21 protein-coding genes are annotated in these 21,299 nt (G+C 54.1%); 16 read left to right on the top strand and 5 right to left on the bottom strand.

Going from position 1 to position 21,299, the window contains the following annotated elements; genetic code table 11:
• Nucleotides 1–5: 5 nt before the first annotated feature.
• Nucleotides 6–467, top strand: a complete 462-nt coding sequence (locus CQ011_RS14205; RefSeq protein ID WP_105678368.1) for a hypothetical protein — start codon at nt 6–8, stop codon at nt 465–467.
• A 79-nt stretch (nt 468–546) separates the two neighbouring features.
• Here CQ011_RS14205 and CQ011_RS14200 read toward each other — a convergent pair whose 3' ends face one another.
• Nucleotides 547–1,335 carry an IclR family transcriptional regulator gene (locus CQ011_RS14200; RefSeq protein WP_286161210.1) on the bottom strand — a complete coding sequence of 263 codons (789 nt, stop codon included), beginning with the start codon at nt 1,333–1,335 and terminating at the stop codon, nt 547–549.
• 138 nt (nt 1,336–1,473) lie between these two features.
• Here CQ011_RS14200 and CQ011_RS14195 point away from each other — a divergent pair, with 138 nt between their 5' ends.
• Nucleotides 1,474–2,043 carry a helix-turn-helix domain-containing protein gene (locus CQ011_RS14195; RefSeq protein WP_105678367.1) on the top strand — a complete coding sequence of 190 codons (570 nt, stop codon included), beginning with the start codon at nt 1,474–1,476 and terminating at the stop codon, nt 2,041–2,043.
• Here the strand turns inward: CQ011_RS14195 and CQ011_RS14190 are convergent.
• Nucleotides 2,040–2,513 (bottom strand): PaaI family thioesterase, encoded by a 474-nt coding sequence (locus tag CQ011_RS14190; RefSeq protein ID WP_105678366.1) that lies wholly within the window; start codon nt 2,511–2,513, stop codon nt 2,040–2,042. The genes CQ011_RS14195 and CQ011_RS14190 overlap by 4 nt on opposite strands.
• A 199-nt stretch (nt 2,514–2,712) precedes the next feature.
• Here CQ011_RS14190 and CQ011_RS14185 point away from each other — a divergent pair, with 199 nt between their 5' ends.
• The 7 genes from CQ011_RS14185 (at nt 2,713) to CQ011_RS14155 (ending at nt 10,930) form a co-directional block, all read left to right on the top strand.
• Entirely contained in the window at nt 2,713–3,684 is a 972-nt protein-coding gene (locus CQ011_RS14185) for a zinc-binding dehydrogenase (protein ID WP_105678365.1), read from the top strand.
• 140 nt (nt 3,685–3,824) lie between these two features.
• Complete coding sequence (locus CQ011_RS14180) at nt 3,825–4,478, top strand: peptidyl-tRNA hydrolase (RefSeq protein WP_105678364.1); 654 nt, start codon at nt 3,825–3,827, stop codon at nt 4,476–4,478.
• A gap of 306 nt (nt 4,479–4,784) precedes the next feature.
• Complete coding sequence (locus CQ011_RS14175) at nt 4,785–6,935, top strand: SH3 domain-containing protein (RefSeq protein ID WP_146112635.1); 2,151 nt, start codon at nt 4,785–4,787, stop codon at nt 6,933–6,935.
• A gap of 332 nt (nt 6,936–7,267) precedes the next feature.
• Nucleotides 7,268–8,248: a formimidoylglutamase gene (gene hutG / locus CQ011_RS14170; protein ID WP_105678362.1), complete on the top strand. Its 981-nt coding sequence runs from the start codon at nt 7,268–7,270 to the stop codon at nt 8,246–8,248.
• Nucleotides 8,249–8,367: 119 nt separating this feature from the next.
• Nucleotides 8,368–9,321, top strand: coding sequence for a metal ABC transporter substrate-binding protein (locus CQ011_RS14165; RefSeq protein ID WP_105678361.1), 954 nt, complete (start codon nt 8,368–8,370; stop codon nt 9,319–9,321).
• Nucleotides 9,318–10,058, top strand: a complete 741-nt coding sequence (locus tag CQ011_RS14160; RefSeq protein WP_105678360.1) for a metal ABC transporter ATP-binding protein — start codon at nt 9,318–9,320, stop codon at nt 10,056–10,058. The genes CQ011_RS14165 and CQ011_RS14160 overlap by 4 nt, the downstream gene beginning before the upstream one ends.
• Entirely contained in the window at nt 10,055–10,930 is an 876-nt protein-coding gene (locus CQ011_RS14155) for a metal ABC transporter permease (RefSeq protein ID WP_105678359.1), read from the top strand. The genes CQ011_RS14160 and CQ011_RS14155 overlap by 4 nt, the downstream gene beginning before the upstream one ends.
• A 236-nt stretch (nt 10,931–11,166) precedes the next feature.
• Here CQ011_RS14155 and CQ011_RS14150 read toward each other — a convergent pair whose 3' ends face one another.
• Nucleotides 11,167–11,853, bottom strand: a complete 687-nt coding sequence (locus CQ011_RS14150) for a metal-dependent transcriptional regulator (RefSeq protein ID WP_105678527.1) — start codon at nt 11,851–11,853, stop codon at nt 11,167–11,169.
• Nucleotides 11,854–12,079: 226 nt separating this feature from the next.
• Between CQ011_RS14150 and CQ011_RS14145 the strand changes: the two genes are divergently transcribed.
• The 6 genes from CQ011_RS14145 (at nt 12,080) to rbsD (ending at nt 18,016) form a co-directional block, all read left to right on the top strand.
• On the top strand, nt 12,080–13,159 hold the full coding sequence (locus tag CQ011_RS14145; RefSeq protein ID WP_105678358.1) for a LacI family DNA-binding transcriptional regulator: 1,080 nt from the start codon (nt 12,080–12,082) through the stop codon (nt 13,157–13,159).
• Nucleotides 13,156–14,670: a sugar ABC transporter ATP-binding protein gene (locus tag CQ011_RS14140; RefSeq protein ID WP_105678357.1), complete on the top strand. Its 1,515-nt coding sequence runs from the start codon at nt 13,156–13,158 to the stop codon at nt 14,668–14,670. Before CQ011_RS14145 ends, CQ011_RS14140 begins: the two co-directional genes overlap by 4 nt.
• Nucleotides 14,670–15,638: an ABC transporter permease gene (locus tag CQ011_RS14135; protein WP_096283093.1), complete on the top strand. Its 969-nt coding sequence runs from the start codon at nt 14,670–14,672 to the stop codon at nt 15,636–15,638. The genes CQ011_RS14140 and CQ011_RS14135 overlap by 1 nt, the downstream gene beginning before the upstream one ends.
• Before the next feature lie 50 nt (nt 15,639–15,688).
• Nucleotides 15,689–16,627, top strand: coding sequence for a substrate-binding domain-containing protein (locus tag CQ011_RS14130; protein ID WP_105678356.1), 939 nt, complete (start codon nt 15,689–15,691; stop codon nt 16,625–16,627).
• 66 nt (nt 16,628–16,693) lie between these two features.
• A complete protein-coding gene (locus tag CQ011_RS14125) occupies nt 16,694–17,596 on the top strand; it encodes a ribokinase (RefSeq protein ID WP_105678355.1) in 903 nt (300 codons plus the stop codon).
• Nucleotides 17,597–17,632: 36 nt separating this feature from the next.
• Nucleotides 17,633–18,016, top strand: coding sequence for a D-ribose pyranase (rbsD, locus tag CQ011_RS14120; protein ID WP_105678354.1), 384 nt, complete (start codon nt 17,633–17,635; stop codon nt 18,014–18,016).
• A gap of 71 nt (nt 18,017–18,087) precedes the next feature.
• Here rbsD and CQ011_RS14115 read toward each other — a convergent pair whose 3' ends face one another.
• Nucleotides 18,088–18,996 (bottom strand): LysR family transcriptional regulator, encoded by a 909-nt coding sequence (locus tag CQ011_RS14115; RefSeq protein WP_105678353.1) that lies wholly within the window; start codon nt 18,994–18,996, stop codon nt 18,088–18,090.
• A gap of 69 nt (nt 18,997–19,065) precedes the next feature.
• A complete protein-coding gene (locus tag CQ011_RS14110; RefSeq protein ID WP_105678352.1) occupies nt 19,066–20,079 on the bottom strand; it encodes an MBL fold metallo-hydrolase in 1,014 nt (337 codons plus the stop codon).
• A gap of 171 nt (nt 20,080–20,250) precedes the next feature.
• Between CQ011_RS14110 and CQ011_RS14105 the strand changes: the two genes are divergently transcribed.
• Nucleotides 20,251–21,297, top strand: a complete 1,047-nt coding sequence (locus CQ011_RS14105) for an ABC transporter substrate-binding protein (protein ID WP_146112633.1) — start codon at nt 20,251–20,253, stop codon at nt 21,295–21,297.
• The last annotated feature ends 2 nt before the right edge of the window (nt 21,298–21,299 follow it).

Genomic DNA, 21,299 nt, shown 5'->3' with positions numbered 1-21,299 from the left:
CACAAATGAGCCACGACGAAGTAGACCTAGTTAAATGGCCTGACCCTTTACCAGAGAGCTGGACCTTGGTTGAGGTTGCGTCAGCAGCAGGCTTCGATATTGCATTCGAAGTATTCGACGCAGGCCAGACTCGCGGTCGATGTGATGTAGTTCTTGCCTTAGACAGTGAACTTAGAGATGCCTATCCGGTATCGGCACACGATCGAGTGCTCAGCGTATCTCCGGATGTTGTTGCCCAGAGCATCCAGCTGGTGTCCGAAGAACTCATGCGTCGCGATCCGGAATGTCGTCGTTTGGTGATCGCGACCGATGAAGCCGATGTCGCGCAAATAGCGCGTGCCGAAGAGGCAGGCTACCGCTACGTCGTCGACGTTGATTTATACGATCGAGCGGTGAGTCTAATGACCGCGGAGCCAGTGTGGGTGCTGGAGGAGTCACGTCGGATCGACGAAGTTCCAACCCGATAATTCAAGGGGCAAGGCAAAACCGGATGACTCACAATAATTTGTGAGTCATCCGGTTTAAGCGTTAAGAGACTATTGGTTGCTAAGTTCGTTGTACGGCAGCGCTTACCGCTGCAGCTGCACGGGAGGCCTCATATGTCACACGACGTAAGACCGAAGTCTGACTCTCAGGGTTGAAGCGTCCTGTCGGACCGGAAATAGAAAGGGCAGCAACGGCTTGCCCCGTACCGTTGAACACGGGTGCGGCTACGCAGTTTAGCCCCAACAAAACTTCATCGCGGTCGTAACCCACATGATCTCTTCGGATGTTGGTCAGCTCGTGGGACAATCTGTCGGCATCGGTGATGGTGTTTTCGGTCCAGGCATACATTTCTTTACTCAGTACTGTTTGGGCCGCATCTGGGTTGTACGCCAGAAGTACTTTGCCTACCGCAGTGCAGTAGGAAGGCAGCCGTCCGCCGATGCGAGAGGGACTGCGTACCGCAAGCTGTCCATAAAGTTTGTTTAGATACACCACATCTGTGCCCTGGAGTATGGCTAAATGGACGGTTTGGCGGGTAGTTTCATAAAGATTCACCATGAACGGAGTTAACGCGTCACGCAATCGAGCATGGAGATCAGATTCTTGCGTTGTACCCAAATTCTGGATCATCTTGCCTAAGCGATATGCATTACCAGCACGCTCCACTGCATCATTGGACTGAAGCGAAGCTAAGAGCCGAAAAGCTGTGGACTTCGAAAGCTCTGCACGACGTGCAAGTTCGCTGACCCCGACTCCAGTGGTAGCTTCTTCGCCGAAGGCGCGCAGTAAAGCCATCGCCTTATCCACGGCGGTGCGATTATCACGAGAGGACGCGGAAGTTGATGACACGCAATACTCCTATTGGCAGAACGGCGATGGGAAGACAGCTCAACATGGTGGCTTCTAACCTTTACTTAATGTTCGCCCTCGCAAGATTTAATGTCAAACATTACTGACAGTACGTAAATTATAAGTGACAATCATAGTATGAAACACAATGAAATTATTGCGATAAATATCCGTAGATTCCGCCGTGAACGTGGGCTTTCGCTGGGGGAGCTAGCAAAGCGTACCGGTACTTCAAAACAGACTCTGTCCCGTATTGAAGCCGGCGTTGGAAACCCCACCATTGAAACGCTTGAGGCGATCTGTCTTGGTTTGGGCACGAGTGTCCCCGCAATGCTGAGCGACTACGGAAGCAATATTCGATTGCAACGTGCAGCCGAAGCACTAGTGCGTGAACACCGGGTGGGGTTCATCAGAGACCTCGACCGTATTTACGGAACAGGTTTTGTAGAAACGAGCATTATTCGTGTGTCTGTTCAAAAGGAAACTGTATTCAAAGCGCATGCACGAGGAACCTTGCATCAGACCTATGTAATTTCTGGCGAGGTAGTCATCAACGGAGAATTTGATCGCGTCCAGCTATCTGCGGGAGATAGTTTTAGATTTCCCGGGGACATAACTCATGGGTACCGAGCCAACGGTAGCGAAGCTGTTTTGCACATCACCACTACGGTTCCACAGGTTGCTCAGTTTAGGCCCATCATTGACTAGCCACGATCTTCGCGCGTGGCATATTGCCCAGGCATAGTAATAACGGCCAAAGTACACCGCGAAATGCACACCAGCTTGCCTTGCTCGTTACGAATATGAATCTGCCAAACATGAGCCTTGCGGCCAAGATGGACCGCAGTTGCCTCACCATAAACGAATTCACCGGCAACCCCGGGGCGTAGGTGGTTCGCATTGATTTCCTGTCCGACCACGTGGAACTGCGAACTATCGACTACCAAGTAGCCAGCCCAAGAAGCTAAGGTTTCTGCGAAGGCCACCGAGGCTCCGCCATGAAGAACACCAGCGGGCTGCACAGTGCGCTCATCTACGGGCATTCGACCTTTCAACGAATCACCGGTGATTTCCGTAATCTCAATACCCAAGTTGTGGTTGAGCGTTCCCTCGGCTTTGGAATTCAGGTCAGCAACTACAGGTGCGGTATGCCAGATGCTGTCGTTGGTTTCGCTCATGGATACACCAAAATTTCTTCTAGGAGGTAGACATTTCTCTTGCTTGACTCTAAGTAGATTAGACGCGCTTCACTAGTAATCATTCCGGCTAACGGCACGTTTGTTAGACATGTGGAAGTGATGGGCTGAAGACTCTATGCAGAGACAAGCTTCGCTGTTTGCCGAAGCGACACAGACATTTTTCCTAGGAGTAAAGAAAATGCGCGCAGCTGTTGCCATTTCGCAGAATCCAAACGATCCGTTATCAGGGCTTTTGATCAAGGACGTGCCGGAGCCGCAGGTAGAACCCGGCTGGGCCAAAGTTCGAGTCAAAGCATCGTCGGTTAACATGCATGATCTGTGGACTCTGCGAGGTGTCGGTCATGATCCCAAAAACATTCCCATCATTCTTGGATGTGATGTCTCTGGCGTTACTGAAGACGGCCGCGAAGTCATTATTCATCCGGTGATTGCTGACGCAGAAGCTGGTGAGGGTGATGAGACTTTGGATCCCAATCGTGCGCTCTTATCCGAACGGCACGATGGCGGCTTTGCTGAATACATTGTTGTTCCAGAACGGTGTGTCCTAGATAAGCCATCCACTTTGAGCTTCGAAGAAGCGGCTTGCCTCCCGGTGGCATGGTCCACTGCCTACCGAATGCTTTTTACCCAGGGCCAACTGCGCAAGGGGCAGAAAGTTCTCGTTCAGGGGGCTGGCGGGGGAGTTGCAAGTGCTGCAATCAGCCTAGCCAGTGCGGTTGGAGCGACGGTCTACGCGTCTAGTCGGAGCGTGAAAAACCGCGAATTGGCGATCTCGATGGGTGCTACTGAAGTCTTTGAATCTGGTGAACGGCTTCCAGCTCGTGTGGATCTAGTCATTGAAACTGTCGGCGAAGCTACCTGGGCGCACTCTTTGCGGTGCTTAAAACCCGGTGGAGCAATCGTCATTGCCGGTGCCACTAGTGGGACTAGCCCAGAGGCGGACCTTGGGAGAATTTTCTACCAACAACTGCGAGTGATCGGTTCAACGGGGTCTACACAAGAAGAGACGGCTGCAATGCTGAAATTCGTAGAAGAGCACCAGTTGCACCCGACCATTGACCGGGTGCTTCCGTTGGATCGGATCCATGAAGGTTTCCAGGCCATGATCGATGGTGGCTTGTCGGGCAAAGTGGTCATCACGATACCGTAGTAATAGAACAGGAGCCGCAAGCGTCAGCTGCCAAGAATCTGTTAGCCATTTATCGTTATCTGGTCCTTGGTATGCCATCGCAAACTGTGGAGACACGTACGGCTACTAATCGCAGGGTGCCAACCACATAGAATGAACTGGTGAGTGAGCATACTGAAAGACAGCCAGACGAGTTAGTGCAACCCATCATCTTGCGGATTGATAAGGAAGACCCATCCACCGAAGATGAGGGGATTTCGGCGGTTGCCCGCGCGGCGGTGATCGCTTACCTACAGGACCCACAAAATGAGCAGTGGCAGATCTGGGCAAGCCAAGCGTTTGCGAAATCAGTACGTCGAGCCAATCCGAAAATGTTCGCAAAAGTGCTTGAACTTTTCCCCGAACAGATGGTCAGCGAAGTGGGCAAAGCTCAAGCAGTCGGGTTGCCGCCACTTCCCGCGGCCGCGCTGCCTAAACTGATCGCCAAGCTGCAGGTCTCCGGAACCGAGCTACCCAAAAGCGATGAAGTACTGATGGCACCGGTGAACATTGTGCTCAATAAATCTTTAGAGATGTCCACCGGAAAAGCTGCGGCGCAAGCTGCGCATGCCCTCTTTGCATGGTTGACCGAAGCGCAGCCAGAACTCATTGAAAACTGGCTCAAGTCTCACGCCCCAGTGGGGATCAAACAACTGCCACGCCCCGAGTTCGACAAGCTTTGCACGCAGGCTTCCGGACCGGTGATTCAGGACGCTGGGCGTACCGAAATTGAGCCGGGATCTACCACCGCCTTTGTGCTCTTTGCACAGCAGTAAGTAATTGTAGAACTCAGCATTTACCTAGCGCACAAGAGTTGGCAGGACTCTTTTCTGCGCTCCAAGCCCGATCTCCAAATCACCCCGGTGAATCAAGAGGCACGAGCGAGTTAGTGGACCACTGCGGAGTCAGAGCGAGATAGGTTTCCAACATCGCTGCAACAGATAGTTGGTAGCCGGTCGGTAGACCCGCAGAAATTGAAGTCGATGACTAATTTTTTCCTTTCCCGTTTCACACGATTTCGCTTTGATGCCAGTACACTTTGTTGAGCCATCAAGAAATGGCATCAAAATCTTTTCGCGAGAGTGAACACTAATATGCGCGTTAACCGTGTACTGAGTCTGGGACTTACCGCTATTTTGACTCTCGGGCTTAGCGCTCCAGCTATAGCAGCAACTCCGCTACAGCCAACCATCGTGGTAGCAAGTACGGTTGCCAAAGCGAAGGTCATCAAAAAGACCAAGACCAGCCTGACAATGCGTAAGACCGCGTCAAGCAAGGCAACATCGGTGCTCGTAATTCCCAAGAACACCACACTCAGCGTTTCGCGAAGCAGCTCCGGCTGGGACCAGGTCACCTACCAGAACAAAATTGGCTGGCTCCCGGCTAACCAACTGACGCCAGTAAAGTCCCAGACGAAGTCAACGCCAAAGACCGTTGTCTATCGCTACCTAAAATCATTCCAGTCCTTACGGCAGAAACCTTCGGCGACGTCTACCTCGCTGACTGGGATCATCCGCAAAACTAAGGTTCAACGTCTTGGCTCCTCCGGATCATGGACGCGGGTCAAAGTTGGACGAAGCGTCGGATTTGTTCCCACAAATCAGCTATCCTCGGCGATGCCGGCAGCTGTCTATAAGTATTCGAAATCCAAGCAGTCGCTTTTCCAGACGACCTCGAACAAATCGAAGAAACTGGCAACTGTCGCTTCTGGTGCAAAGGTTGAATGGTTCCGCACTTCTGGTAGCTGGGCACATGTTTCGGTGTCCGGGACCAAAGGATGGATCTCTGCTGCAAAGCTCAGTAACACGAAGCCGGTCAATGCCAAGATCATCGGATCGCGCTGGATCATCGCGGACACGGTGCTTCGCGAGGGTAACTGGAACAAGACAAAATCTTTGGGCACCGTCCGTGCCGGAGAAAAACTGGGTCTGTTTCTCACCAAGGGTTCGTGGAGCAAGGTGCGAACTACTCGCGGTACCGGGTGGGTCCCCACAGCAAATCTGACAAGCAGTGCGTTCAAAGCAACCCCCGCCACCCCACGGTGGGTCGTGAAGAATACAACTCTGCGTACCGGAGCTTCGGGCACCACAAGCAAAAAAGCCACGGTGTCTGCACGCGAAAAAGTGACCTTGCACGGCACCTCAAATGGGTGGTCCCGCGTCAAAACTTCGAAGGGCCTCGGCTGGATCTCTTCAAAGGATCTCTCGGCGACCAAGCCCGTGAGCGACGTGTTGAAGGGCAACCGCTGGGCCATAAGTTCGGTAGCGGTCCGAGCTTCCACCTCGTCGAAAGCGAAATCTTTAGGGACGATTCGTCCTGGTAGCAAAGTAGGGTTCTATCGCAGCAGTGGCTCGTGGTCAAAGATCAAAACTGGACGGGTTATCGGCTGGGTTCCGAGCTCTACGCTGATCGACAAGACCTATGTGCCACTGAATAACGTTAAACGCTGGGCAACTACAAACGTGAACTTACGCGAAGGCAGTTCAACATCGTTCAGATCCCTCGGTGTTGTGCCTAAGAACCAGCAAGTAACCGCACACGGAACAGCTAACGGTTGGACTCGCGTCACCACCACACAAGGTGTCGGATGGGTGAGTTCTACCTACGTGACGTCCAAGCAACCTCAAGCACCGGTTCCCGATAAGCAGCAGGTGTTTCGTTGGATTACGGCGAACGTGAATCTACGCGCCGGCGGTGGAGTTGAGCACCGAAGCCTAGGTGTAGTGCCCATAGGCGAGAAGGTCACCTTCCTCAAGATGAGCAATGGTTGGTCTCAGATCAAATCTTCTCAAGGCACCGGATGGGTCAGCGCCAAATATCTCGCGACTAAAGCACCAGTGAGTCTGCAACCCGATGCGCAACGCGTTCTCAAAGCAATCGATCATCGCTTCGGTGACACCGTCAGCAATATCCACACCATCAGAAGCGGCTCGGTGGGACATAGCGCAGGCAAAGCCGTTGACTTGATGATCCGAGATTACAAGAACAAAACTCGTATTGCTCAGGGTGACAAAATAGCCCAGTTTTTGCTCGATAACCGGGAACAACTTGGGGTGTATTACCTTATCTGGCAGGACCAAATATGGTTGCCAGGATCTGGCTGGAACGACTATTCCACCTCGGGTAAATACGGTACCCAGTTCACTAATAATTGGAATGACACCACCAAGCACATGGATCATATCCATGTTGAGGTCTACGGTGATTCTGGTTCTGATGGCAGGCTAAATTAGAACGAATCGGTGCGCTGCTCGGAACTGGGCACGTAGCCGCGTGAGCAGTGCTTGTCACGGCACCTGGGATGACGTACGCCGGTAAAGTGAATTCTTTGCGCGCGGAGTAACCGAAGCGTCCAGTCCTGTACCGGGGTGAAGACCATGGTTGATTACCGGGTCCAATCGTGGGGGAGCAGTCATAGCAAAACCTTGCCCTCCACAATTTCGCTCACCACGTGCTGGGCAGTAACTAACGGTATTTTCCCGGCCACAGGCCAACAGTCCGAAATCTCGGACTAAGTTGGCTCAATGTACTGGTTAGCTAGCTGTGGATCTGGTCTGCTGGTGACATGGAGAATAATGCGTCGCATGGGGGAGTTCAGGTAGATCGGCCGGCCGCAGTATGGGGTGGCCGCATCGACGGGGATGGAGCCGAGCATCTTCGCTGGCACCAGCATGTAAATTCCGATCGGTTCGCTCTTTCCGAAGAGCATTCCACACCGCGACCGGTAGCACTGCTCGGGTTTGCCTCAGACGCGGGAGTATTGAGAAACCAAGGACGAACCGGCGCAGCCAGTGGTCCGCAGGCTTTGCGAGCAGCGCTGAGCTCATTGGCAATTCACCAGCCACGCGCGGTGCACGATACGGGCGACATCGTGGTGCTCGGAGACGAACTTGAATCGGGGCAGGCACGGTTGGCCAAGGCAGTGTCAACACTGTTGGATGCTGGCATGATGCCGGTAGTCCTTGGAGGTGGGCATGAGACTGCCTATGGATCTTTCAGTGGCCTCTTTGAACATCTGAGGCAACAGGAAACGACGCGCATTGGAATTATAAACTTAGATGCGCACTTTGACCTGCGCACCGCTTCGCGACGGAGCAGCGGAACGCCCTTCAAAGATATCGCCAACGATATGCAAGAGGCCGGACGGGATTTTAACTACGCGGTTCTGGGGATCAGCGAACCAAACAACACCCAGGTACTTTTTGATCAGGCGCAGGCGCTCGGGGTTCGGTATTTAGTTGATGAGGAATGCGGCTCTTCGAACCTGAAAGAAGTCATCAAATTTGTTGACGAGTTCTTGGAATCTATTGACCAGTTGTATTTGACCATTGACCTTGACGTGTTACCTGCCGCAATAGCTCCTGGGGTAAGTGCCCCGGCAGCCTATGGCGTGCCATTGGAAGTTATTCACGCGGTCTGTCGTCACGTGACACGAAGTGGAAAGCTGGCACTCGTTGACGTGGTGGAGCTGAATCCAAGCCTTGATATTGACGCACGCACCGCACGTACCGCTGCCCGGCTCATTAATACGCTGATTGGAGTCTAGAAAGCGCAGCTAGAATGAGCTGATTGTGACAACAACTTTGAATGTTTGACCCCTCAAACATTATGCTGTGTGAAAGCGGATTTTGCGCTGAAGACACAAGCGAAAAGATGTGAGCAACGGTGCGAGCAAGAAATGGCCAATGGACCACTAGGTCGGTTCGTCGCGCGCTGGCACTGCTTTGCTCCTTAGTGCTGGTACTAACCGGATGCAGTGCTTCGACACCAGCTCAGACGATTGCTCCGGAGGACCAGCGGCCGGTGGTACTGACAACCTTTACGGTGCTTGCGGACATCGCACAAAACGTCGCAGGAGATCATCTACGTGTTGAATCGGTGACCAAATTTGGTTCCGAAATCCACGGTTATGAGCCCACTCCGGATGATCTGCGACGCGCCTCGCATGCGGATCTCATCTTGGATAATGGGATGAATCTGGAAGCATGGTTTGAACAATTCGTTCACGACAATCCGGCCCCGCACGTTACGGTGAGCGATCAAGTTACGCCGATAAACATTACCGAGGGTGCAGGTGACGGGAAGCCCAACCCACACGCGTGGATGAGCCCACTGAACGTCAAAACCTATGTTGATTCAATGATCGTCGCATTTAGCGAACTAGACCCGGCACATGCCGATGACTTCGCCGCCAACGGCAGCGCTTACAAAACCAAACTCCAGGCCGTGCACGACTCGCTCGTTGCCGACCTAGCAAAAGTTCCCGAAAGTCAGCGGGTACTAGTTTCCTGCGAAGGGGCGTTTAGCTACTTGGCGCGAGATACCGGCTTGCGTGAAAAATACCTCTGGGCGGTGAATGCAGAGTCGATGGCTACCCCGCGTAAGGTCGCCGCAGCTATCGACTATGTTCGTGAACATCAAATTCCCGCGGTCTTCTGTGAATCGACGGTCTCGGATGCTGCAATGCAACGCGTGGTTGAATCCACCGATGCCCGATTCGGCGGTACGCTCTACGTTGATTCGCTCTCCGAACCCGATGGACCAGTTCCTAGCTATCTGGACCTGATCACCCATGATGCCCAAGTCATTGCCCGCGCCTTACGAGGAGAAATGCCATGACACTCGCCATCGATGTCGCCAATGCGACAGTTCACTATGGCTCGTTACTCGCCCTAGATAAAGCCTCCATTCAACTGGAGCGCGGATCTGTTTGCGGACTGGTCGGAATGAACGGATCCGGAAAATCTACACTCTTCAAAACCATCATGGGGCTGGTCAAGCCCGACACCGGCAGCGTATTAGTCAACGGCACCAATCCACTGCAGGCGCGTAAATCAGGAGCCATTGGTTACGTCCCACAAAATGAGGCCGTTGACTGGGACTTCCCCATTTCGGTACGTGAAGTAGTGATGACCGGACGCTATGGGCATATGGGATTTACCAGGCGCCCGCGGAAGGCAGACCATGAGGCGGTAGAGCAAGCGCTAGCCCGAGTTGAACTCACCGAGCAAACTTCGCGACAAATAGGTCAGCTTTCCGGAGGGCAAAAGAAACGCGCCTTCGTAGCTCGCTGTATCGCCCAAGAAGCGAACATCATGCTGCTCGATGAGCCATTCGCCGGAGTGGACAAGAGAAGCGAAGCAACAATTACCAAACTCCTGCGGGAAGTAGCGGACCAGGGCGGAAGCATATTGATCTCGACCCATGACCTTCACGCGCTGCCAAATTTAGCTGATCAAGCAATACTTTTGATGCGCAAGGTACTGATGCAAGGAGACCCACAGTTGGTTCTGCAACCAGAGAACCTCGCCATGGCCTTCGGGCTGGATCCTATGAACCGAGGCGAAGACGCATGAACCTCATCGAGTTATTGACCGAACCACTGGGATACACCTTTATGGTGCGCGCGCTCGCCGTCACCGTGATCGCCGCGATACTCTGTGCGGTGCTCTCCTGCTGGCTCGTGCTCATCGGCTGGTCGCTGATGGGCGACGCGGTATCCCATGCGGTATTGCCCGGGGTAGTGCTCGCTTATATTGTCGGTGCACCATTTGCCTTAGGCGCCTTAGTATTTGGTTTCTTGGCGGTTGCACTGATTGGGGCAGTGCGCGATACCTCCAGGCTAAAAGAAGATGCAGCCATTGGAATCGTGTTTACCACCTTATTTTCCTTTGGGCTGGTGCTGATCTCGGTGACCCCAAGCCACCTAGATTTGAACCACATAATCTTTGGAAATCTGCTCGGGGTCTCCGCGGCAGACCTCTGGCAGGTCATCATCCTGGGTGCGGTGACCTTCCTGATTCTGATCCTCAAACGCAAAGATTTCACGCTCTACGCTTTTGACTCAACCCACGCGCACGCGCTCGGCATGAATCCGCGAATAATCGGGGCGGTCCTTTTAGGGTTGCTTGCCATGACCTCGGTGGTGGCATTGCAGGCGGTGGGCGTCATCTTGGTAGTAGCGATGCTGATCATTCCGGGTGCGAGCGCTTATCTGTTGACAAATAGCTTCGGCAAAATGTTAGTGATTGCCCCGGCCTTGGCGGCACTGGCAGGAATTATCGGGGTGTACGTCAGCTACTACCTGGATGCATCTACCGGAGGTATGGTGGTGCTTTCGCAAGGCGCGATCTTTGTCCTGATCTACCTGTTTAGCCCACGCCAAGGGTTAGTTGCCCACCGGTTCGCGGTGCGCAGGCGGCGCAAGAACTTGCAGCACGCAGGATAAGTCGGGCTACTCCCACAGCTCATGAGATTGCCGATGGAAACTTACTTTCCGCATGCTCCTCCGAGCAGGAGAAACAATCCTCGCGCAGCGCCGACAGAGTTCTGAGACTGCTGGCGAACGCACCGGGGAAGCTTCCAGGCGCATGGTGTTGATGATTTCGACTTTATTGATCGAGTCGTAAGTTCGTACCCCAAACATTGTCTACTCCCTACCGAAGTGCGTTTATTCTCCTCGGATTAGTCGGCGGAGTCTAGAGGTGAAACCCAGACGGCTTCAGTGGCTCGCGTGCCCAGGCGGATCACCGCCGCCTCGCCATTCGCGGTGACCTCTAAGGTGTCGGAAAATGGTTCACCTGTCGCAATGTTTAATCGTGCGCCGACGATAATGCCGTTTTCCGAAAAGTACTGAAGTAGTTCCGAATCCGCATCGGAGATTCGTTCCACGCTGACTTTTTGGCCCGGCTTTGCCTGGGCAAGCAAGATCGCAGCGGGGAACGAAATCGTGCCTTCTGCAGTGGGGATAGGATCTCCATGCGGGTCCCGGGTTGGATAGCCCAGTAACTCGTCGATTCGTTGAACCATGAAGTCGGACACCGCATGCTCAAGCTGTTCGGCCTCGTCATGGACCTGGTCCCAGCGATATCCAAGCATTTGGACCAGGAAAGTCTCTATTAGTCGGTGCCTGCGCACCATGGTGACCGCATACTCGCGGCCCAGTTCGGTCAACGAAACCGCACCATAGGGAGCGTGGTCCAGCAAACCCTGTTGGCGCAGTTTAGACATGGCCCCGGAGACGGTGGAAAGTTTGACTCCGGCTTTTTCTGCGATCACGGTAGGGGACACCGCCTCGTCAGACCATTCGTTGAGACTAAAAATGATCTTGAGGTAGTTCTGCGCGCTATCCGAAAGTTGAGTTACCGACACATCATCAATCATAGACAACTGTGCTGTGCACGCCGAAGACTTGAACTGCGCATCGCGAATAAATCTGAGTTATTTGGTGACCTAGTCTGGCTTGGCTAAAAAATCACAAGTCATTGACTAGTTTTTCCTTAGTCCCACGAGGCTCTTGCGTTGAGTTGTGGGCGCCGTCTTGACTTGAAAAACTTGTTAGGGAAGACTGTGTAAACGATTCCATGGAATCGTTTACATGAGTAAGCAAGGGAGCTTATTGGCCATGAACGCCGTCACCATCAAGGACGTTGCCAGCGCAGCAGGAGTATCTGTTGCCACCGCTTCGCGCGTCCTTTCAGGTCACCCGGCGACCTCGCCCGATTCCCGCGCCAAGGTTGAAAGCGCCGCGAAAGAATTGGGTTTCATGCCCAACGCGCAGGCCCGCTCACTACGCTCCACCAAAACAGATTCCATCGCATTGTTGATCTCTGACGTGCGTAACCCCTACTTCTCAGACCTGGCCCATGCGGTGGAACAGCACGCACGCGCTGCCGGACTGATGACCTTCATTGGTAATGCCAACGAAGATGCCGCACAACAAGATGATTTTTTGGCCACCATGCTTTCACGCCGTGTGGACGGACTGGTCATTGTGCCCCAAGGGCTGAATGAAGAATCAAACCAGCCCAGCGAAATGATGAATCGGGTGCTTTCCAGCGGCATTCCCACCATCTTCGTTGACCGGGCATTGCCTAGCATTCAGGTTCCGGCCATCACCGCCAACAGCGCCCAAGCGCTGGATGAAGCGGTGGCAACACTACATTCCCTGGGCCACCAGAAGATTGCTTTCATTGGCGGACCAAAGCACGCCTCCACCGCCCTTGAACGCTACAGCGCGTTCGACACCGCACTGGCGAACAACGGACTACATGCAGATGAAGCATTGCACTTTGTCGGTGACTTCCAGCCGGCCTCCGGCGCGCTGGCAGCTCAGTGGCTCCTAGACAATCCTGCAAAACCTAGCGCCGTGATCATCGCGGATGCTCCGATGGCCATTGGGGCGCTTCGCGTCTGGCGCGAACTGGGGATAAGAGTTGGTGCTGACCTGTCGGTGATTACCTTCGACGAAGTCGATGCGATGCTCATCCACGACCCACCCATTGCCACTATCGGTCATGACCTGAGCCAGATGGGAAAAATGGCGGTTCAGGCCCTGCGCGAAGTGATGGCCGGTCACCAACCGGAACCCGAAGAACTGATTAGCAAATTTACGCTACGCCCCTCGGTGGCGTCAGCCAAAGCAACACAAGTGATGGAAGGAAAGGTGCGCCCATGAGTAACGACGCTCTACTGGTCCTTGACCGAGTCTGCAAGTCGTTCGGCCCCGTCCAGGTAATCGATGAGGTAACCGTCGAGGTCCACGCCGGCAAGGTCTCGGTGCTGCTCGGCGAAAACGGTGCAGGCAAATCCACCTTGATCAAGATGATCGCCGGAGTGCACAGTGCCGATTCCGGACGCATCTTGATGGACGGCAAGGAAGTGCAGATCCCAGATACTAAGGCTTCCGAAGCTCTGGGCATCGCCACCATCCACCAGGAACTAAACCTGGTTCCCTCGATGACTATCGCTGAAAACATCACCCTAGGCCGTGTGCCGCGTCGCTTTGGCATTATCAATCGCCGCGAGATGCGCCGCATTGCCCGCGAAGCACTGGACCAGCTGGGTTTGAATCTTGATGTCAACACCCCGGTAGGTGACCTCGGCTTAGCCCAGCAACAGCTAGTGGAAATCGCCAAGGCCCTGTCCTTGGACGCTCGCGTACTCATCCTTGATGAACCAACTGCCGCGTTGACCAACGCAGAGATTGCAGGCCTCTTTGAGGTCGTCAGCCAGCTCAAGACCAAGGGTGTGGGCATGGTCTTCATCAGCCACCACCTCGATGAGATTGCTGCCATTGGCGACTTCGTCAACGTATTACGTGATGGAAAGTTCATTGCCACCGTCCCGGCAGACACCCCGGAGAACGAATTGGTACGCCTGATGGTGGGCCGCGACATCGATGCACAATTCCCGCGCCAAGCAGCCACTCCTAGCGAGCAGAACCTGCTGAGCGTGGAAAATCTTAGCGTAGGCCCACTGCAAAATATTTCGCTCTCGGTTCGTCCGGGTGAGGTCGTGGCCTTAGCCGGATTGATGGGCGCTGGGCGCACCGAACTGATCCGTGCGATTGCCGGAGCGGATAAATACACTTCGGGCACCGTGAAGGTTGCCGGCAAAAAGCTGCCACGCAATGACGTTGCTGCAGCCACTCGTGCAGGGTTAGGCCATGTGCCTGAAGACCGCAAGACTCAGGGCCTGGTACTTGATGCTTCGGTCGCCGAGAACATCGGTTACGCCACCATGGCATCCACCGCTAAAGCGGGATTGGTAGACCGCAAGGGTCAGCGGACACGCGCCGAGAAGGTCGCCGCCCGGTTGCGGATCCGCATGGGAAATATTGACCAGCCGATTCGCTCACTCTCCGGAGGTAACCAGCAAAAGGCGGTCTTTGGCCGCTGGTTCTCCGCCGGTGCCAAGGTGCTCTTGCTGGACGAACCCACCCGCGGCGTAGACGTCGGGGCCAAGGTAGAAATTTACGAATTGATCAATGAGATCACCGCCTCCGGAGGCTGCGTACTGATGGCCTCCAGCGAACTGCCCGAAGTGCTGGGTATGTCCGACCGCGTCCTGGTGATGAGCCAGGGCCGGATCGCCGGAGAACTAGCCACCAATGAAGCCACTCAAGACAGCATCATGGCCCTCGCCGTGAGCAATGTGCACCGCGAAGATGAAATGGGAAAGAAGTAATGAGCAGCGTAGCCACCACACCCAAGAAGGGCTTTGACTTCAAGGCATTCCTTGCAAACAACGGTGCCCTAGTCGGCCTGGTTGTTCTTTGCCTTGCCATGTTCATCGCGACCCCGCGCTTTTTGACCGGGCCAAACCTGATGAATATCGGCATCCAGGTCTCCACCATCGCGGTGATGGCCTTCGGCATGACCTTCGTGATCGTCGCCGCCGGTATCGACCTTTCGGTCGGTTCTATCGCAGCGATCTCTGCGATGACCTCCTCGTACTGGGTAACCACCGCGGGGTTGCCTGACGGACTATCGATCGTTGTTGGCTTGGCCATCGGCGGGTTGTGCGGTTGGGTCACCGGTGCCATGAGCGCCTACGGCAAACTGCCGACCTTCATCGCCTCGCTGGCGATGCTCACCATTGTGCGCGGGCTGACCTTGGTCATCTCCGACGGGCGTCCTATCGCCACCGGCGATTCGGTCTCTTGGCTGGGCGGGGACCTAGGCTTCATGCCGGTGCCCATCTTGATCTTGATTGTCTCCGGTTTGATTGCAGCGTTCGTGTTGAACCGCACCATCATCGGTAAGAACGCCTTCGCCGTAGGTGGCAACACCGAGGCCGCACGTCTGTCGGGCATTCCGGTCAAGCGCGTCCTGGTGACCGTGTTTGTCATTTCCGGTATCTTCGCCGCACTATCGGGCATGATCCTTGCAGGTCGTCTGGACTCGGCACAGCCAACCTTGGCCAGCGGTTATGAGCTGGACGCCATCGCGGCGGTTGTTATCGGCGGCGCTTCGCTGTCCGGTGGCGTGGGTCGTATTTCCGGAACGCTCATCGGTGCTCTGGTCCTCGCGGTCATCCGCAACGGCCTGAACCTGCTCTCGGTCAGCGCCTTCTGGCAGCAGGTAGTGATCGGCTTGGTTATCGCGATCGCCGTGGGCTTTGACGTACTGCGTCGCAAGAACGTGCGCCACTAAAAGTTTTTGTACCACCGTTTCTGACACCATTTAGTTCAAGGGAGAACCCAATGAAAAACATCGTACGTAAGAGCACCGCACTGACCCTTGGTCTAGCACTGGTCTTGGGCGCCAGCGCCTGTGGCCGTGGCGAGGCAGCCGCCGAGGGTGGCAAGGCCACTTTGGCAGTGTCCACTTTGAACAACCCATTCTTCGTTGACCTGCGCGATGGCGCACAGGCAGAAGCCACCGAACTGGGCATCGACCTTTCCGTTGTTGACGCGCAGAACGACTCGGCCAGCCAGGCTAACCAGCTGGCAACCGCCGCCACCGATGGCACCGAAGGTATCATCATCAACGCCGTAGATACCGAAACCGCCGAAGCCGGCCTGGCTCCGATCGTTTCGGCAGACCTGCCAATTGTCGCAGTTGACCGCTCCGTAGGCGCCACCAAGGTCGCTTCTTTCGTCGCTTCGGACAACGTTGCTGGTGGCGAGCAGGCAGCCAAGGCACTGGCAGAATCACTGGGTGGCAAGGGCAAGATCATCATCCTTGAAGGTGTACCTGGCGCTTCGGCAACTAACGAGCGTGGCGAAGGCTTCACCAAGGGTCTGAAAGAATTCGGCGACATCACGGCGGTCTCCAGCCAGACCGCTAACTTTGACCGTGCCGAGGCACTGGACGTTGTGACCAACCTGATGCAGTCCAACCCAGACGCCACCGGCGTGCTGGCGATGAATGACGAAATGGCTCTGGGCGCTATCCAGGCTCTGGGTGCCAAGGCAGGCAAGGACGTCAAGGTTGTAGGCTTCGACGGTACCGAAGATGGCTTCAAGGCAGTCGAGGCTGGCACCTTGGTCGCCACCATCGCGCAGAACCCAGCCGAGCTAGGCAAGCAGTCGGTGCAGATCTTGGCTAAGGCTATGAAGGATGAAGCAGTTGAAGAAGTAGTTCAGGTTGCCGTTGACACCGTCAACACCGACAACGTCGCTGACTACGTCACCAAGTAAGTACCCGCAGTACCTCATTTCGCCGGGCGAGAGCTCAACTGAGCTATACCAAGCTAAGGAATAATCATGACGGACAACATCCAAGTCACTATCGTTGGTTCGAGCAATGTGGACATCACCGCGTTGATGAACCGCCTGCCTGGCCCGGGTGAAACCGTGTTGGCCGATTCCTACCAGCTTTCGCCCGGCGGCAAAGGGGCAAATCAGGCCCTCGCCGCGCAACTAGCAGGCGCCAGCACCGAATTTATCGGTGCAGTAGGCGAAGACTCACACTCGAAAATCGCGCTAGGCCAGCTTGAAGAAGCAGGGGTAAAGCTGGATCGCGTCTCAACTTCCAGCCAACCTACCGGCGTAGCCATCATTCAGGTGGATTCCGGCGCGGAAAACTCCATCGCCGTGGTGTCCGGGGCTAACTCCTCGGTCACCGCTGAGGTAGTCAAGGCTGCCGGTGCACTGCACGGCATTGTGGTGCTGCAAGGTGAAATCCCTTCCTCGGGCATCAAAGCCGCCATGGATCTGGCCACCGATAAGGTGGTGCTGAATCTGGCACCGGTGATCGAATTGGACCGCGATTACCTGCTCAAAGCCAACCCGCTGGTGGTCAACGAACACGAAGCGGCGCTCATCTTGCAACAGCTCGATGGCAGTGAAACTATGTCTACCGAATCCGAACCGGTACTTGCTGCGAAGCTCATGGCACATGGCCTAGCCTCGCTGGTGATCACCTTGGGTGCCAACGGCTGTTTGGTGGTTGAACGCGACGCTGAAATTCAGCAGCTTCCTGCGGTGAAGGTCAAGGCAATGGACACCACCGGTGCTGGCGACGCATTTACCGGTGCGGTGGCAGCCCGTCTGGCTCACGGTGACACTCTGGCACAAGCAGCAGATTTCGCTGGAAAGTTCGCGGCGCTGACCGTGCAGGCACATGGTGCTCAGGCTTCCTACCCGCGTTCTCTAGACGCACTCTAAGACAGAACTTTTCAAGCAAGACCTAAGGAAGCATTCGTGCTGAAATCCGAAATTCTCAACGCCCCACTACTTGGCGCATTGGCCAAGTTGGGGCACACCGACACGGTGGTTATCGCCGATTGCGGTTTACCACTTCCTGCTGGTCCAACAGTCATCGATTTAGCGCTGGTTCAAGGACTGCTCAGCTTTGAGCAGGTACTGGATGTACTCAGTCGCAATATGGTGATCGAGGCCAGCACATTGGCCAGCGAAGCCAAGGACGGAGCAGTCCAAGAGCTATGCGCCTCCTACGGACTTGAGCCACAATTCATCACTCATGAACAGCTCAAAGCCGAATTGCCCAACGCGAAGGTTATCGTGCGCACCGGAGAATCAACTCCCTTCGCCAACGTGATCCTGCACTGCGGGGTAGCTTTCTAAGACCAAACCGAAGCCGGTATCGACAGGTCATCGATGCCGGCTTTTTGGGCAAAAAATGTGTTTTGTTCCGATCAAAGCGAAGTGTGGCTTACGAGCATTTTGCAAAATTCTAAGGCTTCGGTGAGCCGGCGCGACAACGGGACACCAGGCATTGTGCACAACACAATTTCTCGGACCTGTCCTCCATCTGATAACGGCTTGTAGACGATGGGGAGTCCATCGAAACTCAAGTCATTAGGCGGACGAACCCCTGTAACGGTAAATCCAAGGCCTCGCGCTACCGCGGAACGGATTGTTTCGATGGAACGGCTCGTGAGCAACGGTTCGGAATGTGCACCGTGCTCCCGTAGAAGATTAGTAACCAATGTGGAAATTGGCTCTTGATCTAAGAGCACGTGCGGATAAGACGCGAGCTCATCTAAATTGATGGAGTCTTTTTCAGCGAGAGCATGTTCTGGAGGAAGCGCTATATACAGTGGATGGCTCCCCAGCGAATGGTAGACCAACCCGCCAGATACGTGCTGTTTATAGGCCAGTATCCCTTCGCATCGTCCAGAGCGAAGATCATCCTCAATAGCGCGAGGAGAGCCCTCGAAAAATCTTAAGCTGACATCTGGAAAATTGTCCGTGAAATGCCCAGCAAGCCGTGGCAACAAGGTAGGGGACAAGCTTTCGAAACATCCCAAACGAAGTACGCCGCTAACCGCATGGCCGAAAGAAGCAGCCCCGTCTTCGAGTTCTTGTAACTGTTGCAGTACTGATTGAACCGTAAGGCTAAATGCTCGGCCAGCCGGAGTAAGCGATAGATTTCGTGACTTCTGACGGACGAATAGTTGTATGTTGAGTGCGGTTTCTAACTGCAATATTCCCGCAGAAAGTCCGGCCTGACTGACATGACAAACCTTAGCCGCAGCAGTTGCGCTTCCCGTTTCGAGAACGGCCTGAAAGTATTCAAGCTGCCTAATTGTCATTCGGATCATGAAGCAATTCTAGGTCCATAATTGAGCGGCGAGTCGATTGCATTACCTCGTAGGCGTCTGGGAAGACGCCTACGAGGCAGGGATTGCTTCGTCGCTGGTCTTGAGGCTGATGGTGTCTAAATCACGAGCGATAATTAGCCGACCGTCGTATTCCTTGGCGGCTTCGTGCCAACCTTCTAGAGGCGCGTTGGCAGGTACCAGGTGATGTAAGACTAAGGTTCCAACATTCGCCATGCTTGCAATACGGCCTGCATCTAGAGCGGTTGTGTGCGAGCGGCGATGGTGAGACATCACTGATTCGCGGACTTCCGGGTCCGGGTATGTATTTAGGGCTTGTTGACCTACCACTTCAAGGTTGATGGCCTCATGAAAGAGCACGTCGCAATCTTGCGAAATCGTAATCAAATTTTGGCAGTAGCCCGTATCTCCCGAAACGACGATTGAGCCGTAACGTGAGTCGAAACGGAAGGCATATGCGGGTGCAGTTGGGTGATGATCAACCAAAATTGCGCTTACGCTTACCCTCTCATCGCGAAAAATCACGAACGGTTCCATTTCTGGTGCAACGTTTTCGTTGGGATCAAAGGGGAGCCCCGCAGGAAGCTCAATATCTTTGATATCGAACTTGGTAGCTGGAGAAGGCGATCCGTAATCAAAGATTCGGTCGTTGATATCTGCCGAGTAAGTACGCACAAGCCTGTCAAGTGTTTCAGTTATTCCGGGGACGGGCGATTCCGGATTAACAGGTGTCGGAACTTCCTTCGCGAGGGGTGTCAGCGGAGGTAATTTTCCCCGGTTGCCGGGTCCTAGAATTTTGACTTTCCGGTCTCCGATTTCGTTTCGTGCGAAGAGAAAAAGGCTAGCCAAATCGACGGTGTGATCAGAATGCATATGTGTAATAAACAGTGCTTCGACATCTCCGAACCGGTGACCTGCTCGCCGTAGCTGGCGGCCGGCACCATATCCGAAATCTACGAGATAAACCTTACCGTCGACGACGATAGCCGTGCTGATTCCAGCATCTATGTCGTCTCGCCCCCACCAAACTGGCCCACCAGCGGTACCTAAAGCGATAGCGTGCATACCTTCTTCAATTATTTGCGTAGACAATTTGAGACTCGTTTCTATAAATTTACTCGTACCAAAATCTCAACTTATTTAGAACATTGAAGCAAACATAATTTACTTATGCACTGCATCGATACTTAGTGTTATCCGAGGCGTGGGCCAGCGTGCAATTATGAAATCTAAGACGTGGCGACCGTCACAAGAAGTATTGGTTTGGATGAACTGCTCCTGGAGGAAAAACAAATTATGAAATCCACGAAAATAGGTGTGCTGCTAGCGACCGCTGCAATTTTTGCGTTGGGTGTAACATCTTGTTCATCCGGTGAATCCGCGACTTCTGATGGTTCGAAAGACACCCTGAAAGTAAGCGTTGATGGGACCACTTCAGGAGCAGCCATAGAACTAGGTATCGCACAAGGTTTCTTCAAAGATGAAGGACTTGAGCTTGAGATCAGCACCAATGGAAATCCTCCCGCAGCATCTGCGGCGCTACAGAGTAACCAGATAGATTTTGGGTCAATCCCCTTGATTCCGGGCATCAACGCTCAGAAAAAGGGTATTCAGGTAACTTCCGTCGCTCCTGTTGTCGGGTATCCGGAAGGTGTTGAGGCGGATTCCGAGTTCGATACCTACGGTGTCTATGTGAATCCAGATAGCGGCATAAGTTCTCCGAAGGATCTCGAAGGCAAGAAGGTCGGCGTCAACGCACGCAAGGCCATTTTCGAAGCCTTTGTCACAGATGAGGTTGCCAAGGATGGCGGGAACCCTGAGAACGTCGACTGGATCGCTTTAGATTTTGGATCGCAGATTGAATCGCTCAAATCCGGACGCGTCGATGCGATTACGCTCCCTATGCCTTTTACTCTTGAAGCAGAATCCAACGGTGCCAAAAAGCTTTGGAGCCCAGGCGTTGCCTTCTATGACAGCGGGATGACGAGCACCTGGATGGTTGGCCCCGAAATGTCTAAGGACAGCGACACAATTGCTAAGTTCCAGCGTGCAGTCGTGAAGTCCAACGACTATGCGAATGAGCATCGTGCAGACGCGGTGGCAGCCGCAGCTGAACTAACTGGAATCGATGCCAAGGTGATTACGGATAGCGGAAAGTTTACATACTTCCCGACAGTGATGGATACCAGCGATATCAGTCGTATTAGTGAAAAGCTGGTAAAAATTGGTTTCCTTGATTCTCCTTTGGAAGTCACTGACACGACTGCTATCCCACTTCCTTAACT

It is taken from the genome of Arthrobacter sp. MYb213 (genome assembly GCF_002979915.1).
Taxonomy (GTDB): Bacteria; Actinomycetota; Actinomycetes; order Actinomycetales; family Micrococcaceae; genus Glutamicibacter.
This window is presented reverse-complemented; position numbering and strand designations above follow the sequence as displayed.

Excerpts from the sequence above, each read along its gene's own strand:
- CQ011_RS14195 (WP_105678367.1), top strand. The coding sequence starts at position 1,474 with ATGAAACACAATGAAATTATTGCGATAAATATCCGTAGATTCCGCCGT.
- CQ011_RS14145 (WP_105678358.1), top strand. The coding sequence starts at position 12,080 with ATGAGTAAGCAAGGGAGCTTATTGGCCATGAACGCCGTCACCATCAAG.
- CQ011_RS14155 (WP_105678359.1), top strand. The coding sequence starts at position 10,055 with ATGAACCTCATCGAGTTATTGACCGAACCACTGGGATACACCTTTATG.
- CQ011_RS14115 (WP_105678353.1), bottom strand. The coding sequence starts at position 18,996 with ATGATCCGAATGACAATTAGGCAGCTTGAATACTTTCAGGCCGTTCTC.
- CQ011_RS14110 (WP_105678352.1), bottom strand. The coding sequence starts at position 20,079 with ATGCACGCTATCGCTTTAGGTACCGCTGGTGGGCCAGTTTGGTGGGGG.
- CQ011_RS14135 (WP_096283093.1), top strand. The coding sequence starts at position 14,670 with ATGAGCAGCGTAGCCACCACACCCAAGAAGGGCTTTGACTTCAAGGCA.
- CQ011_RS14185 (WP_105678365.1), top strand. The coding sequence starts at position 2,713 with ATGCGCGCAGCTGTTGCCATTTCGCAGAATCCAAACGATCCGTTATCA.
- hutG (WP_105678362.1), top strand. The coding sequence starts at position 7,268 with ATGGAGAATAATGCGTCGCATGGGGGAGTTCAGGTAGATCGGCCGGCC.
- CQ011_RS14205 (WP_105678368.1), top strand. The coding sequence starts at position 6 with ATGAGCCACGACGAAGTAGACCTAGTTAAATGGCCTGACCCTTTACCA.
- CQ011_RS14130 (WP_105678356.1), top strand. The coding sequence starts at position 15,689 with ATGAAAAACATCGTACGTAAGAGCACCGCACTGACCCTTGGTCTAGCA.
- CQ011_RS14160 (WP_105678360.1), top strand. The coding sequence starts at position 9,318 with ATGACACTCGCCATCGATGTCGCCAATGCGACAGTTCACTATGGCTCG.
- CQ011_RS14140 (WP_105678357.1), top strand. The coding sequence starts at position 13,156 with ATGAGTAACGACGCTCTACTGGTCCTTGACCGAGTCTGCAAGTCGTTC.
- CQ011_RS14125 (WP_105678355.1), top strand. The coding sequence starts at position 16,694 with ATGACGGACAACATCCAAGTCACTATCGTTGGTTCGAGCAATGTGGAC.
- CQ011_RS14190 (WP_105678366.1), bottom strand. The coding sequence starts at position 2,513 with ATGAGCGAAACCAACGACAGCATCTGGCATACCGCACCTGTAGTTGCT.